Source organism: Paraglaciecola sp. L1A13, from assembly GCF_009796745.1.
In the GTDB taxonomy this organism is placed as follows: Bacteria; Pseudomonadota; Gammaproteobacteria; order Enterobacterales; family Alteromonadaceae; genus Paraglaciecola.
Genome location: NZ_CP047024.1, coordinates 1,895,759 through 1,911,848 on the forward strand (window position 1 = coordinate 1,895,759; position 16,090 = coordinate 1,911,848).

General features: G+C 44.7%; 8 protein-coding genes. 5 read left to right on the top strand and 3 right to left on the bottom strand.

The genetic code is table 11. From position 1 onward, the window contains the following. Nucleotides 1-160: 160 nt before the first annotated feature. The gene (locus GQR89_RS07955; protein ID WP_158769548.1) at nt 161-9,067 is read right to left on the bottom strand and encodes a GH36-type glycosyl hydrolase domain-containing protein; all 8,907 of its coding nucleotides are present in this window, start codon (nt 9,065-9,067) and stop codon (nt 161-163) included. Nucleotides 9,068-9,722: 655 nt separating this feature from the next. On the opposite strand from GQR89_RS07955, the gene GQR89_RS07960 reads away from it, so the two are divergent. Beyond that, nucleotides 9,723-9,947, top strand: coding sequence for a hypothetical protein (locus tag GQR89_RS07960; protein WP_158769549.1), 225 nt, complete (start codon nt 9,723-9,725; stop codon nt 9,945-9,947). A gap of 17 nt (nt 9,948-9,964) precedes the next feature. Next, nucleotides 9,965-10,666, top strand: a complete 702-nt coding sequence (locus GQR89_RS07965; RefSeq protein WP_158769550.1) for a Crp/Fnr family transcriptional regulator — start codon at nt 9,965-9,967, stop codon at nt 10,664-10,666. 132 nt (nt 10,667-10,798) lie between these two features. Here GQR89_RS07965 and GQR89_RS21720 read toward each other — a convergent pair whose 3' ends face one another. Both GQR89_RS21720 and GQR89_RS07975 read right to left on the bottom strand, forming a co-directional pair. Then, nucleotides 10,799-11,038 (bottom strand): DnaJ domain-containing protein, encoded by a 240-nt coding sequence (locus GQR89_RS21720; RefSeq protein WP_158769551.1) that lies wholly within the window; start codon nt 11,036-11,038, stop codon nt 10,799-10,801. 165 nt (nt 11,039-11,203) lie between these two features. After that, nucleotides 11,204-11,860, bottom strand: coding sequence for a BON domain-containing protein (locus GQR89_RS07975; protein WP_158769552.1), 657 nt, complete (start codon nt 11,858-11,860; stop codon nt 11,204-11,206). Between the two features lie 530 nt (nt 11,861-12,390). On the opposite strand from GQR89_RS07975, the gene GQR89_RS07980 reads away from it, so the two are divergent. The 3 genes from GQR89_RS07980 (at nt 12,391) to zapE (ending at nt 15,850) form a co-directional block, all read left to right on the top strand. Then, nucleotides 12,391-13,353, top strand: a complete 963-nt coding sequence (locus tag GQR89_RS07980) for a sensor domain-containing diguanylate cyclase (protein ID WP_158769553.1) — start codon at nt 12,391-12,393, stop codon at nt 13,351-13,353. Nucleotides 13,354-13,656: 303 nt separating this feature from the next. Continuing rightward, entirely contained in the window at nt 13,657-14,499 is an 843-nt protein-coding gene (locus tag GQR89_RS07985; RefSeq protein WP_233269123.1) for an ABC transporter substrate-binding protein, read from the top strand. Between the two features lie 160 nt (nt 14,500-14,659). Then, nucleotides 14,660-15,850 carry a cell division protein ZapE gene (gene zapE, locus GQR89_RS07990; RefSeq protein WP_158769554.1) on the top strand — a complete coding sequence of 397 codons (1,191 nt, stop codon included), beginning with the start codon at nt 14,660-14,662 and terminating at the stop codon, nt 15,848-15,850. The last annotated feature ends 240 nt before the right edge of the window (nt 15,851-16,090 follow it).

Genomic DNA, 16,090 nt, shown 5'->3' on the forward strand with positions numbered 1-16,090 from the left:
TTGCTAAAGCTCTTTTGCTGGTGATACAACACTCACGGATAGATATAGTGCGAGATACAAGTCTTACTGGGAGTTATATCGTCTTTTCATTTATCACTGCTATAAAGCAACTACATCTATTTTGCATATTACTGACATTACCAGCTATATGTTTTAGCTCTTAATTTTGCTCATCTATAGGTGGTGTTCTGCGTATGGTAAATACCACCTCATGTTCTTGCTGATCATCCTTTAAGGGGATGATAGGAGGTTGCAGTGCCACGTCATCCAGCGTCAAGCTTGTGTTTCCTTGCGTATCGTCTTCTCCTATCTGGTTGATAACGATGTGATACTGGGTCGTACCGAAGCGATAATGAATTGAATATGTTTTCCAACTAGGAGGTATGCATGGTACAAGACGCAGTTGATTGCCTTCACGTTTAAGTCCAAGCAGAGATTCCAGTATTAGCCGGTATAACCACCCTGCAGAACCCGTGTACCAAGTCCAACCACCTCGACCTATGTGAGGCTCTACGGCATATACATCGGCAGCAACCACATAAGGTTCTGCTTTGTATATGGCGACTTGTTCCGCATCACTGCCGTGGTTGAGTGGGTTAATCAAGTCCATCAGTTCCCATGCACGTGTGCTGTTACCCTGTTCAGCAAAAGCCATGGTTGCCCAAATAGCCGCATGAGTGTATTGGCCCCCGTTTTCGCGTACACCAGGAACATAACCCTTAATGTAGCCTGGATTCATATCTGATTTGTCAAATGGCGGGTCTAACAATTGGATTAGTTTACTGTCACGGCGCACGAGATATTGGTCAAGTGATTGCATTGCTTGGCGCGTTCGTTCTGCGTCACCAGCGCCAGAAAGAACAGACCAGCTTTGAGCAATAGAATCGATGGTACATTGCGCATTAACGCTAGAACCTAATGGTGTTCCATCATCAAACCACGCACGGCGATACCATGCTCCGTCCCATGCGTGTTTAGCGATATTGATACGTAATTTTTTTGCTTCATCCAGGCAGTGTTTCGCAAAGTCAGGGTCATTATGCAGACGTGAGACAGCGGCGAATTCTTGCAATACTTTGTAAAGGAAGAATCCTAGCCAAACACTTTCACCTTTACCGTGGATCCCGACCAGACTCATGCCGTCATTCCAGTCGCCAGAACCCATTAGCGGTAGGCCCTTCTCTCCAAAGCGTAGCCCATGCACAATAGCCAGTACGCAATGCTGATAGAGACTAGATTGTTCGTGGCTGGTGGTGGGCAGATCGTAATAAGACTCTTCATCATCATTCAACGTACGCCCTTCAATAAACGAAACGGCCGTATTGAGTACGTCTGTGTCGCCGGTGCCGATTACATAACGGCAGGTAGCCAACGGAAGCCACAAATAATCGTCTGAGCAACGGGTTCGTACGCCTCGTCCAACGGGCGGATGCCACCAGTGTTGCACATCCCCTTCTGGGTATTGATGCCCTGCACACAACAACAAGTGTTGACGCAATATATCAGGCTGGGTATGCAGCAAGGCCATTGCATCCTGCAACTGGTCGCGGAAACCAATAGCGCCGCCACTTTGATAAAAGCCGCTACGGGCCCAAAAACGACAAGCTAGAGTTTGATACACCAGCCAGCCATTAGTTAGAAAATTAATGGCTGGGTCGGGAGTATTTACTCGCACTGCATCAAGAGTGTCTCGCCAAAAGTGGTGAACGCTTTCTAACGCCTGCCGCGCGGACCCAGGCTGACGAAGCTGTTGTGCCAGCGCACGTGTTTGTTCAATATCGCGTCCGGCACCCAAACGAAAAATGATGCTGCGTTCTTCACCGTCAGCCAGTTCAAAGGGGACCTGGATTGCTCCGCAGGGGTCGAGCGCCGCACCCAAACGTCCCGACAGTTTTTCACGAGTCATCGCATCGGGGCGTCGTAGTGTGCCATTTCTGCCTAGAAACTCACTGCGGTCACCCGTCAGTGTGCGGGCCTTATCATCAACATCGAAAAAGGCTACCCGGCCACCAAATTCGGAGTTATATGCATTGCGCGCAAATAAAGCGCCGCTGCTGGCGTCTATTTCTGTTACCACATGAAGGGCAGATTTTGAGCGTAAGTCACCGAGTACCCACTCTACGTAACCGGTGGCTGTTAGACGTCGTTGACGGCCAGAACAATTACGTATTTTCAGCACCGAAAACTTCACAGCGGCTTCTAGGTCTACGTATATACATAGTTCAGATTGAATGCCGCCTTCGGTATGTTCAAAAATACTGTAACCAAAACCGTGACGAGTTACGTAAGGTGTGGCACCGCGGCTGGGCATGGGGGTTGGCGACCAGTAATAACCACTGTCTTCATCCCTCAGGTAGAATGCCTCGCCACCCGTTGCACCCACGCTGTCTTCACTCCAGGGTGTTAAGCGAAATTCATGGGCATTCTCACTCCAAGTATAAGCTAGGCCACTTTCTGCTACCACACTACCAAATTGGGCATTGGCCAGTACGTTCACCCATGGCAAGGGGGTTTGATTCGCCAACGTGGTGGTAATAATGTATTCGCGACCGTCTTTGCAGAACCCACCCAAACCGTTACCTAACACCAGATCCCGTCTAGGTTTAGTCGGCTCCGTAGCCTGCTTTAATCTAAAAGTACGAGTGGGTATTAAGAGGGGCACTCGTTTTTCTCCCAAAGTGCGGCGGTTTACTTGTTCCGCTAGCGAGCCGCGGGTATCAATAATAATGGCGCGAGAAACGGCCTTTAGCAGGATGCGGTCTTCACTTGATATTTGTTCGCCGGAGCGCACGAAGATGCCGCCTGGTCGGTCGATGTAATGCGCTTCAGTGCCTGTGGACACTAAGCCCATAATTTGGTCTTGCAGATGTTGCCGGTAACCAACTTGTTCTTCATTCCAGATAACCAGGTCAACCACTAAACCTTTTAAGCGCCAATAGGCATGGCATTGGATCAGTTGTCGTGCTAGCGCAATGTGATTGCTAGAAGCAATTTTCAATAACACAATCGGCAGATCGCCGGAGATTGAATAACCCCACAAGCCAGACTGACCACGACAATTTTGTATTAACGTTGCGTTGTCAGCACGCAGTGCTGCGTTGGCATACAAAATCGACCCTGCGAGACGACGATAAAGATGTGCATCAGCTTCGCTGGCATTAATCTGACGCAATGTCACGCCACTATGAGTCCAAGCCAAATCGAGCACGCGGTCGGTTAGATGGCGATCTTGGTATTTAGCAATTAGTGACAGACAGTCTGCGCGACTGTCGGCCATACCAGTAATCAGATCCAGGGTAACTGTCTTACCGGGCTCCAAGGTTACTGGGCAACGTATGGCAACCACAGGGTCGAGTACCGAGCCCTCGCTACCATCTAAATCGCCTGGCGTAACCAAAGCCAGTGGTGATACCAGTGTGCGTCCACGACCGATAAACTGCATGCGGTCGGTCGTACTTGAAATAGTTCCAACTTGCCCCCCCCCGCCATTTTCGTGGGCCGTCAGTAAGTGAAACATCCAAGGCGTTTTTTCATCAGCCGAACGGGCTCGTCGGGTGCACAATATTGCATGACCTCCATCAATAATTTCAGTCTGTACAAACAAATTGCTAAATGAAGGCTGGGTAATATCAGCTGCAGGTAATGCCATCACCACTTCGGCATAGGTGGTGAGATCAAGGGTACGGCGATTATTTGAGTGATTGCTCAGGCGAACCCTGCGTAGTTCGATATCGTCTTCCGGTGAAACCACAATTTCACTATAGGTTTCGATGTCTTGATCACTGCGTCGAAATTCAGCGCGCCCTTCTGAAAAAAATGCGCTATAAGTCTGGGCCGACTTGAGCGTAGGTTGATGGGTGGCTGACCAAAATTCGCCATTGGCGGTATCCCGTACATATATAAAAGTACCCCAATTGTCGCAGGTAGGATCTTCACGCCAACGGGTTACGGCTAAATTTTGCCAGCGACTGTAACCACCACCTGCATTGGTAAGCATCACGTGGTAACGGCCATTTGATAATAGCTGCACTTCTGGCGTCGGTGTCTCAGGAGAAATAGGGATATTCACCAACTCTTTTTCATGATCAAACAGCGCGCCACTTTCAGCATGTTGGTCAACGTGAGGTTGGAAGACCGATGTTTTAGGCACCCTTTCTTGTAACAGCAACAACGTGGATTGCAACAAGGGGTCAGATTCAAAGCGATGCTGCATAGGACGGTTTAACAATTGATAAGCCAGTGCGAGTAGACTCATACCTTGATGATGGGCCATAAAGGAATGGATCACTTCGCTGGTTTGACCCCGAGGTAACCGAGATGGAGTGTAGTCGACGGCTTCGTACAAACCATAGTGACCTTCCATTCCACTGGCCGCTAAGTCTTGCATATTTTCACAGGCAGCTTCTGGCGCCACCATCAACGCTAAGACCGACGCATAGGGTGCAATAACCAAATCTTCGGACAGACCTCGTTTAAGACCAAGACCAGGTACGCCAAAGGCGTGGTATTGATAATTAAGATTGGCGTCAACTGTGTTATAAGCAGATTCTGACACGCCCCAAGGGGTCGTGCGTAACTTACCGTAGGCAATTTGTCGGGCTACAGCGGCGTGACTCGTCTGGTCCAGTAAGGTACCAGTGTAGCTGGGCATAACGAGCATTGGCATCAGATACTCGAACATTGAGCCGCTCCATGATACAAGCACCGGATCGCCACCTGCGGTGGTTTGCAAACGACTAAGAGCAAACCAACTTTCTTGTGGTATTTGGCCTTGGGCAATTGCGATGAATGTCCCTAAACGCGCTTCCGAAGCGAGTAAATCATAGAAACTAGTATCCCGGCGTTTTTCGTCTACGTTATAGCCAATTGCCAACATATGGCGGGTGCTGTCATACAAAAATGCGTATTCCATGGCCGCAAACTCAAATGCTTTTTGTGCCAGTTGTTCGCACAATATAATGCGTTTCTTAGCCTGTTCAGCACCCGCTTGTGTTTTCTCACGTAAGGCTAAAAGCCATGTTTTTTCTGTCGCTGACGACACTGAAGATAAGCATTTATCGATAGCGACTAAATTGGTATTCGTGTTTGTTATCAACTGTTGTAGGGTGGGAATATCACTTTCTTGGGTCAATGATGCTGCAAATGATGCCAAACTTATTGGCGCGTCAGGTAGTGTCAGCCAAGGCAGCAGTAAGTGCAATTCTTGCAGCGCTGCATAACTTTGCGCATGTAAGTCGACTGCCCAGTGAGTTTCTTGAGTATAGATTTGAACAACCTCTTCGATTTGGAAACAATCGGCCAATACTTTTGCACAACCTGTTAACTGAGTTAGCTGTGTCACGACCTCGAAAAGGCTTAATGGTACTTTTCCTTCGGGATTGGTTAGTAAAGTGCGCATAGATTGAAGTGCAGTCAATATGACTTGCGTGTCGACCCTTTGTGGTTTGTTTATCTGTGTATCTAACGGTAAGGAGGTCGAAGATCCCTGCTGGCGGTCTGCAAAGCACGTAGCCATAATATCAACCGTGGTAAAAAGCCCGTCAAAAAAGCGCGGATGCAAAATACGTTGCTGTGGTAATTCCTGCAAGGCCGCACGCAGTGTCAACAGATGTCCGGCCATGTTGCCGCTGTCTACCGACGAAATATAACGCGGTGGCAGAGGGAGCAGCGTCTGAGTGTCGTACCAGTTGTAAAAATGTCCTTCATGACGCGCTAGTCTATCCAGAGTCCCAAAGCAATTGTCAGTGCGTCGTAGTAAATCTGAGATTGGGATAAAGCCAAAATCATAGGCGCTAACGTTAGCCAGTAATGACAGGCCAATATTGGTTGGGGAGGTGCGATGAGCCGTCACCGGACCAGGTTGTTCTTGATAATTGTCTGGGATCAACCAGTGGTCTTCTGCGGTGCTAAAGTGGTCGAAATAGGCCCAGGTCTTACGGGCAATCCGTTTTAGAAACGTCTTATTTTTAGGGCTAAGAGTGGGCTCTGCATCAAGTTGAGGCTCACTTAACCACCAAACAATCATGGGGCTCATAAACCATAGCAATAGAATAGGCAGTGAAGCTAATAAGTTGTTTTGGTGTAACGAATCGGCTTGCAGCCATATCAAGCCGCTGGCTATTACGACTGCGATGCATGGAGCTGCCCACATGGTGCAATACGAAGCCAAAATTCCGTCTGTATACTGAAGCGATTTGTGGTCGGCTACATGCCATTCGAGCAACCGCCGACGGGTAAGAAACATACGGCCAAGACTACGAATAATGGCCGTCATGTTGAATATGGCTTCGTATGGCAAACAGGCTAAGCGAAATCCAACTTGGGTAATCTGCTGCCCGACATCTTTTAGTACGCTATGCAGGTGATGATAAAGCAACATTTCAGCCGGTTTACGCCAAGCGGCAAGCAGGCCGGTCAACACAGGCGGAAGCAAGAAAATAGTGATGATAGCGAGCGTCCATAGAAGGGGCGAGGATATCCACCACCAACCCATGGAAAAAAGCAGTAAGAAGGCTAAAGGTTCGATGCTGCGGCGCAGATTGTCAAATATTTTCCAGCGAGACAGTGAGGATAATGGATTGCGACATTTTTTCCCCTGTGCATTTGGGACCCAGGGCAGCAGCCAATGAGCAATTTGCCAGTCACCGCGGATCCAGCGTTCGCGTCGGCACATGTCGACGTCATAGCGATTGGGATATTGCTCGTATAAATGTACATCACTGAGTAAACCTGAGCGTGCGTAGCAACCTTCCAGTAAATCGTGGCTGAGTATCAGATTTTCAGGTAAACAATTGTTCAATGTTTGTTCAAACGCATCCACATCGTAAATACCTTTACCGATATATGAACCTTCAGCGAACACATCCTGATATACGTTTGATACCGATCGTGTATAGGGATCAATACCGGGCTCTTCACCGCATAACTGCGCATAACGTGAAAGGTTCTGCCCAGATAGACTGGCCGCCATACGAGGTTGTAAAATGCCGTATCCTGCAATGACGCGTAGCTTATTTGTACCAAAACGAGGTTGATTAAGTGGGTGTGCCATGGCGCCGACTAGTTGGCGCGCACAGTCGCGAGGCAGTTGTGTATCGGTATCCAAAGTAATGACATATTTGACATGGGAAAGCGTTGAAATGTTACCGACAATTGTTGAGAATCGCTCAGCATGTTGTCCGCGAAGTAGGGCATTAAGATCGCTTAGTTTTCCTCGTTTACGTTCGTGTCCCATCCAAAGCTGTTCTTGGTTATTCCAACATCGAGGACGATGGAGTAAAAAAAAGCGATCTCTTAGCTGTGAGGCGGACTTTACTTGTAGATTGGGCCGAGTGTGTTCAGGGTATTTAGCATTGAGGTGTTCGATGCCGTTGCACATCAGTTTGAGTAGCGCTTCGTCTTCAGGCTGATTTTGCTGCGGTGCGTCCTGGAAATCCGTAAGCAGTGCAAAATGCAAATGTTCATCGCGATTGCCTAGAAAACGCACTTCCAGTACTTCCAACAATTGTTCGATGTTTTTAGCACTGCTTAACATGGTGGGTATGACTACTAGAGTCTGCATGTCAGACGGCAAGCCCTTGGCGTAATCCATGCGCGGCAAGCGCTGTGGCTCTATCAAGAGGGTGGCCATCCAATTCACCAATGCAGAGGATAATTGACTCGCGCCCAACAAGGTAAATATCGTGAGCAATATAAAGCGCCAACTTGTGATGTCTTGTTGATTAGCTAATACCAGTATGCCGGCGGTGACTAAAAGCGTTAGGGATAGGATAGAGCCAAGATATAGACACAATGGCATCCGCCGAGCTAGGGAGCGCAGCTTGGTGAACACTGTAGTGTGCGAATTGATGATATCTTCTAACTGCGTTATTCCCCGGTCAATCAAATAGTAACCAACGTGTGCTTGTGGATGGGGGCGGGCCGTGTTTGCAACATCATTGTTTTTACTCTTGGAGTTGACGGCTTGTTGGGCTAATTGCAGCGCGCTTTGGGCGATGTCTATTTCGGATAAAGGACTGCGTTTGGCTAGCCTGTCGACCGCCTGTCGATAACTATCCCGAGTGGCAAAATCCATGGCGTTATATAAACCGTCAGCATCTTGGCGCAATATTTTCTCGACATTACTATTGTCTTCAACAAAATTACGCCAGTCCATTGCTGTCAGCCAGCGAAGGCTACCAATAGTGTTACTAATGGATACTTGGTCAGCAGCTTGTTGCTGATTTTCGATTTGAACTAACTGTTCAATGGTTAGGCTAGATTCCGCTAGTTGCTGTTCAATCCACGTCAATGGCAGTGCTAAAGCGGGACCATGTCCTTGCAGTTGACGTGTTAGTTCGGCTACAAACGCGCTTTCCATTGGTGGATCAGAACGCGCCATGTCGGCTATGACAAGGATCAGGCTTTTAGGATCATGTTCAGCTGTTTCCAGCATTTGATTAGCCCATTTTTCGGCTAAATTCAGATATTGACGGGCAATGGTAATACGGGCACTAACGCGGCGTAAATTTTCAATTAGGGCCAACCTTAGCATAATGGGGATCGCCCACAATTCTCCTAGCGTGAGAGGCGTTACTGTTTGATAAGCTGCCACAAAATGCTCTAGGGTTTCAGAATCCACGCGTCCGTCACCATGAGAAATAACATTTAGTGCTATGTCATATACACGAGGTAAGCCTGAGGATGTGCCTTGTGCCAAACGAGGTAGTTCACGGCTATAGCCCTTAGGTAAATGATGGCGTGCTGTGCGGATCTGCTCTTCGATTAGGTAAAAATTGTCGAGCAACCATTCGCCTGATGGAGAGATACGTTGTTTAGCCTTCACTGCAAGTGTCAGCAACCGGTTGGTTGATATAAGTACCTGTTCGTTTTCGTCTAGCCTTTTAAGCAAATGATCGCGCGTGTTGGAGGAATCCAATACATGAGTTTCTGCCAGAAGAATTGCGTGTTGCGCCATTTGATAGGTGCTTAAAAGCTCCGCTCTAAGAGGCGTTTGTTCTTGTATCATCGTTGATTTAAACCAGAGAAAATGACGAAGAAAACCTGTGAACCGCATACGTAAATTCATTGGAACCGCTTATGGTGAATGAGCAGGGTAATAATTGAATGGCTCATCAAAACAGACAAAGGAGGCTCCGCTTCAAGACATAAAATATGAGCGAAGGCGTAAATATTTAGAAATGAACTAGCTACCGATAAAATACCTTGTTGAGTATAAAACTTGGCAAACGGTTGGTCGGTTCGTTAGCACACATTGTCAATAATCAGCATGCTATTTTTGCCAATTAGAGAATGCTGTTAGCGAAGTATGTAAGGGCGGTTAGTGCACACGTTAGCGTTCGGGACTAAATGTTAGTGAAACGTCGGGCAAATATTCAAAGTCAGCCGTAAAACTAATGGCCGCATATTTGAGCCCATCAATAAAAAACCGCTTTTTTTAAAGGTGATGGGTATTGCAGTCGTATCTATTTTGTTGAGATAGCGTTTTGAAAACAGCGAATTTTTTTTGCCAATTCGATAGCTAGAACGAATTCATGCAGATTTTTATCTTCATTTCCATGTATTAACAATATCCATAGGCTCGCCAATGACGCTTAGCGGATTGTCCGCAGCCCAAAGTATGTGGGATAGCGCACATATCATCTTGGACAAATTTGTTAGCGTCATCTTTGTCGCAAGGCACCAAGTTAGTGTCTTAATAAATAAAGGATGTATAGATTAAAATGACAAGCCAAAACCTCAATAAGACAAGTAGTCAACGATATATTTATGCTGACTTAGACCAGGAAGTTAACCCGTATTGGCCAAAAGCACAGGTTACTCAAGTTTTACCGACTCGTGCATCCACGAACAGCATACTTGAACCTGAACATCTTATATTTCCAAATACCGATATACCGCTGCACAAATCAATTTTTACGCGCATGATGGCACTATTTAAACCGTAAAAGGAAATAGATCGGCAATGGAGCGTTTAAAAAACAAGTTACTTAACGCCATATCACTTGATGCGCAGCAGCGGATCTTCCCCCATCTGAAACTGGTCAATCTACCCTTAGGAAAAGTCATCTATGAGGCCAGTGAAAAATTGGATTATGTATATTTTCCAACCGATAGTATTGTTTCTTTATTGTATGTTATGGCTGACGGGTCGTCTGCTGAAATTTCCGTCATTGGAAATGAAGGGCTCGTTGGTATCGCGGTGTTTATGGGTGGTGAGAGCACACCTAGCCGCGCGGTAGTGCAAAGCGCAGGATCGGCCTATCGATTACCGTCAGTTGAATTGCGTAGTGAATTTAATAGTCATTCTGATATACGTATGTTGCTGCTACGTTATACTCAGTCGCTGATTACCCAAATGGCGCAAACGGCAGTCTGTAATCGTCACCATAGTATTGATCAGCAACTTTGCCGCTGGCTGCTATTATCTCTCGATCGCTTACCCAGCAATAATCTTATAATGACTCAAGAGCTGATCGCAAACATGTTGGGAGTGAGGCGTGAAGGGGTGACAGAAGCTGCCGGAAAACTTCAAAAACTTGGCATTATTACCTATAAACGCGGTCATATTAGCGTAATCGATCGAGCTCGCTTAGAAGACCATTCCTGTGAGTGTTACCAAGTGGTTAAAAGTGAAACTGATCGATTAGAATCTTATATACGATAAAAAGTCTGATTTAATAAATTCCTTTCTATTTGCTAAACGTGAATATGGCGTACCTTACTTGGCTTCGAACCGCTGGTATTCTACATAAACATAGTAATCGTAGAAATCTTAAGCTCTACTTTTGCAAGCTGCCTAGTGCCTTAACGTAATACGTTTAATAGGTTCTTTCCACTGTCTGGATATTGAATTTCTGTATGCGTTTTTTAGTCCAGCATATGCTTCAGAAATCTCTCTAAACAAGTTGTCGCTATTTAACTGGGTAGAGACGTCGGGGTGGTATTTGCGTGCTAGTCTGCGATAAGACTGCTTAATCTCATGTGCAGACGCGCTGAGTTTAACGTCAAGGGTCCGGCAATATTCATTGAATTGCATATTAATCTCCAATCAAAAATAGTTGGTTTTTATTACTATGAAAATTTCATCGCCATGGTCATTGTTATTTAAAAGATAGCATTGCGAGCATGCTGTCTTTGCTAAATGACAAAAAAACGTGCGGTATAAGGCCTCGTAAAACGGCTTTAAATAGCAGTCATCGGTTTAACAAGGCACGATAGTGATATGATTGATAACAGATTTAACACCAGGCGATGCCCACGTGGCCCGCAAAGCCTGATTGCGCTCAGCCGAAGATGTCACACTGCCTGTAAGAGTGACTGTGTCATGGTTAGTGCTGATCGAAATTCGGTGATTTTGTAAATCTGCATTACGTTTGAACGCCTCTTCGATTTTGTTTTTGACGTCGACCCATTTATTTGACGATTTGATCAAAACCTCATTCGTTACGCCAGTGACGCCCATTAATCTATCGACACAATGTTGAGCCGCATTTTTCTGAAATTGCCAATCAGCCTCACCTTTCAGTGTGACCCAACCATGTTTAACAAAGGCAGAAATTTTGTCGATTGGTATTTCAACGTTCCACTCTAGTACATAGGCGACAGCTGTGGCGATGTCGGAATCGTTACGCTTATGTATATCGAGTATCTCGACTTCAATGTCGTTAGCGACTGCCCGGACACCATAAACACTTTCGGCCGCAGATACTGCTGAGATTTGTGCAGCCAAATGTGTCACTCGGCCAGTGAGGGTGACGATGCCATCCTTCGCTGTTACACCGATATGTGACGAATCAAGATTAGGCCGCCAATCGATTTCGCAAAGAACATCATCTCTTAATTGGTGATCCGTCTGCATGTTTTCTCCGGCTGGGAATGAGTAGGGCATAGCTTTTCTCTAGACGACTATGCGCGAGCAATGAACAGATAAAAATAGTGGGCTTGATGTTCCTCTATAAAAAACTTAGTGCAGTTTGGTTGTACTGATTGATTCAGTCTGTACGACAACACACATAATAACGCTTTTTTTAGGAAGACTGCCTACGCTGTGGAAATGCTGCATTAAGTTGGAGTTGGGTATGGTTTGTTGTGGTTGTGGAGTAACAGTCAGCCGTATCGGGCTGGGGAGTTGACAGGCTTTTTATTAGGTGCATGATGGCCCCGTGGTTAGGTTAATAGCCAATGCAGTCATTATATTTAATACGTTGCATGGCTTGATTATAAAAAAAAACAACATAAGTCTAGGTAAAGAATAAATTCTCTTAGAATGCTTTTACATCAATTTATTTGTATGCGTTTATAGCAACAATAAAACTTAAAAAAACCTATTTTTAATAGGTTAGGGCATTGTGTAATCATCCTATTTAGCTGTAAATCAAAGGTAGCTCAATGATTAAACCTGTTATACCTGAGAATGAAGCGGAACGCTTACATGCACTAAGAACCTTACAAATACTCGATACTTCTCACGAGGAACGATTTGATCGCGTGACTCGTATGGCTAAACGAATGTTTGGCGTGTCAACGTCGCTTGTTACCCTTATCGACGAGGATCGGCAGTGGTTCAAGTCTAAGCAAGGACTTGATATTACTGAAACGCCAAGAGATGTTTCGTTCTGTGGACATGCGATCAATCAAAATGGACTTTTTATCATTTCGAACGCTAGTCAAGACGAACGATTTTTTGATAATCCATTTGTTAAGGATGATCCAAAAGTTCGCTTCTATGCAGGCTATCCTTTAAAAATTAGAGAAGGCGTGAATATAGGTACTTTGTGCCTTATCGATCAAGAACCAAGAGTCATGAATGCAGAAGACCAGCAACTTCTCAAAGATCTAGGCGCTATGGTTGAACAAGAAATTAAATCGATACAATTAGCGACGCTGGATGAGTTGACGTTAATTTCCAACAGACGTGGTTTTTTAACGCTTGTCGAACATAGCTTAAGCATATGTCGACGAAACAAAGCACCAATGTCATTTTTATTATTTGACTTAAACAAATTTAAAGCGATTAACGATGCGTATGGACACCATGAAGGTGACTGTGTGCTGACCAAGTTTGCGCAATTAATGCGTAAAACGTTTAGAAATAGTGATGTAATCGGCCGACTAGGCGGAGATGAATTCGTTGCCATGTTGACCGATTCTAATAAGGAAAATACTGACGATATTTTAGCTAGGTTTGTTGAAGCTGTAGATGAAGCCAATTCAGTTATGAACAAACCCTACACAATTGAATTCAGTGTAGGGTTAGCCCATTTTCAATATGATACGAAAAAATCAGTAGAGGAAATGATTCAAGATGCTGATGCCGCGATGTATGAACATAAGAAAAAAGAAGTTCGATAAACTGGCTCGCTTATAACTGATTTATCGATATATATCCTAAAATAATCATTTAAAAGCGAGTAAGAATTAATTGTTAATGTGTGGTGTCGCCCTAAAATAGATGAAATATTGTAAATCGCTTGTTTTATTCAATCGTCTGCCGAGTTTCACGGTGACAGCATGCTTTAGTAGAGCGATTTCAGTGAATTTAGGCATTATCATCAATTCTCAATATGAATAAAAAGTAACTATCTTACAATTAACGAGAAATAGATTCAAAAAAGGCATTGGATATTTGGTTAAAATAATATGGTTTTATGCCACATGACTATGTTTACTAAAAGTGTTGCTAAATCAAGTTTAGTCAGTCCCGTGTTCACTTTTATTTATGGGCAGTTTTTTATGACATTGGCACATTGTATTTTGAGGTGCTTAACCCGCCTTACAACAATCGCAACTTTGACTATTTGCGCATCTCAGCCTGCCTTTAGTTCGCAAGAACCTAAAGCAGTCCTTAGATACAATTTGGGTGGAACACAATCGTGGGTCCCTTACGGTTATTTTGGTGATCCTGATCGTCCAGGTGTTTTTGCGGAAGTGATTGAATTAATTTTGCAACGTACTGGGGACCCTTACCAATTCTATTATTATCCGCCTAAACGTGCAGGGAAAGCCTTTAAAGAAGGTCGTTTAGATTTAGACTTTATGAGCCCAAGTTGGTTTAAAAACGGTGATATGGGCGATGATTATGTGACTACCAGCACCATTTTTAGTTTGACCGAATATGTTGTGACATTACCTGACAATGCATCGCGTTATTCCAAACCTGAATCTATCGAGGGTAAAAGAGTAGGTACTGTGGCGGGTTATAATTATTATGATGAAGACAAATTCATCAGAGTTGATTTTTTGTCAGAAAGTGCGTTGATTGAAGGATTAAACAAACGTCGTTTTGATATGGTTATTTTAGAGGGAATAACGGCGCAGTATTGGGCTAACGTTTATCGGGTCCCCATTTCTTTGGCGAGCGTTCATTCACAAGGCGGCATTGTTATACGCATACGTAAACAACTCAGTTATTTATTACCAGAGTTCAATAGCGCTATAGAAGCCTTAAAACGTGAAGGGAAAATAGAAAAAATCCTGCAAAGTTACGTTGGAATTTGAATTTGCTCTTTTTCTTGAGAGTATCGACAAAGTAAGACTTAGCAATTGTGCTCACTCTAAAATTCAACTTTACGGGGCAACAGCAAATTACATTTGGCGACAGTGCCAAAAATAGCTAACATTCTCGTCTGATTTTCGTTACCTATTGGAAATACCCCCTATGCCTGATGGGTCAAACCTCACAACAACGTCTAATTATCCCCTTCGAGTGTACCAAGCGCAATTAGGCAGTAAGCTTGTTGATGATCCCTCACAACTACAAGCTATTAAGGCACTAGATGCATTGTTTTGGCAATTAAGTCAGCACAGCATAACCTCGCCTGAGCCAATCAAAGGCCTTTATCTTTGGGGGGATGTGGGTAGGGGGAAAACATTTTTAATGGACTTGTTTTATGATTGCTTGCCGCAAAAGGGCAAGTTGAGGCTGCATTTCCATCGTTTTATGGCACGTATTCACCACGCGCTTAAAGAGCAAACTGGTCAACAAGATCCTTTGGTGTGCATTGCCAAAGATCTCGCTAAAGAGCACCAAGTCGTGTGTTTTGATGAATTTTTTGTGTCGGATATTGGCGATGCCATGATATTGGCGGGTTTATTTGCATGCTTGTTTAAAGAGGGCGTGGTATTAGTTGCTACCTCGAATATTCCCATTGAACGTTTATATGAAAATGGATTAGCGAGGCATAAATTTTTGCCTTTTATTGCTCTGCTACAACAACATACGTGCATGTTGCACCTTGCTGGGGAACAAGATCACCGTTTACATCAATTACCTGCACAACCGGGTGAAGCCGAATTTAGCACCGCATCCAAGTATGTGGGTAACACCGCTAAAATGGATTTTGGAACTATTTTTTCTGAGCTCATCCAAGTAACCGGTGCCGTAAAGATAAATGACTCGAGTATACATATCTGCCATCGTGATATCCCTGTATTGGGTGCCACCGACATCAATACCGTAAATACTATTGTGTGGTTCGACTTTTACGACTTATGTGAAGGCCCTCGTTCACAACTTGATTATATGGAGATTGCGACTCGCTTTAACACAGTGATGTTAAGTGGTGTGCCACAATTAGGTGGTCAAGTTCGGGGATGGATTAAGGCCCGCGGCACTGAAGATGGTACAGGTGAAAACCAAGCCACCAGTACCGGCGAGCGAGTTTTATCTTATGCGGCGAATGATGATATGGCGCGGCGTTTTATTAGCCTAATTGATGAGTTCTATGATCAAAAAGTGACGCTATATTTAAGCACTGATGTGCCGTTGACAGAGCTTTATCTTGAAGGCGCGCTGACTTTCGAATTTCGGCGCACGTATAGTCGTTTAATTGAAATGAGCCAAGGCTGAGCGTCGTTGCTCGTCGTCCACATTGTTTGCCGTTAGATTGGTTAATACATCGACAGAAAACTTAATACGGCCGATATTGATATTGCCAAATGATGATAGTCATTTGATTGAATGGTAATAGGCGATAGCAACATTCTAATTTGATTATGTCGTTCTCTTTGTGCGGTATGAGGTATGTTCCTTTAGTGCCTAGTAATTGGAGGCTGGTCTGGTAAAGTAAAAGTGTGTAACAATTTGGTG